The sequence below is a fragment of the Streptomyces sp. BE303 genome (genome assembly GCF_036290945.1).
GTDB lineage: Bacteria > Actinomycetota > Actinomycetes > Streptomycetales > Streptomycetaceae > Kitasatospora.
Genome location: NZ_JAQYWZ010000636.1, coordinates 1 through 378 on the forward strand (window position 1 = coordinate 1; position 378 = coordinate 378).

General features: G+C 77.8%; 1 protein-coding gene. It reads left to right on the forward strand.

Features of this window, described 5'->3' with window-relative positions; translation table 11 throughout:
- A partial coding sequence (locus PUR56_RS14460) for a KR domain-containing protein (RefSeq protein ID WP_329949206.1) occupies positions 1 to 378 on the forward strand: 378 nt, incomplete at both ends.

The following is a 378-nucleotide window of genomic DNA, read 5'->3' on the forward strand; positions in this document are numbered from 1 at the left end:
CTGGCCGACGCCGACGCCGGGCACCTGAACCGTGTGCTGTCCGTCAAGGTCGACGGGGCGTTGCACCTGGACGCGCTGGTCGGTACGCGTCTCGACGCGTTCGTGGTCTTCTCCACGATCGCCGGACTCGGGGGCAGCGCCGACCTGGCCGCCTACGCGGCGGCGAACGCGGCGCTGGACGCCGTGGTCGCCGGACGCCGTGCCCGAGGACTGCCGGGCCCCGCCGTCGCCTGGGGCGCGTGGGCCGAGGTCGGCATGGCCGCCGAGGCCGAGGTCGCCGACCGGCTGCGCCGTCGCGGCATCACCCCGGTCGACCCGGCGCTCGCGCTGGCCGCCCTGGCCGGCGCGGTCGGGGCCGGCGAGGACCAGGTGACCGTC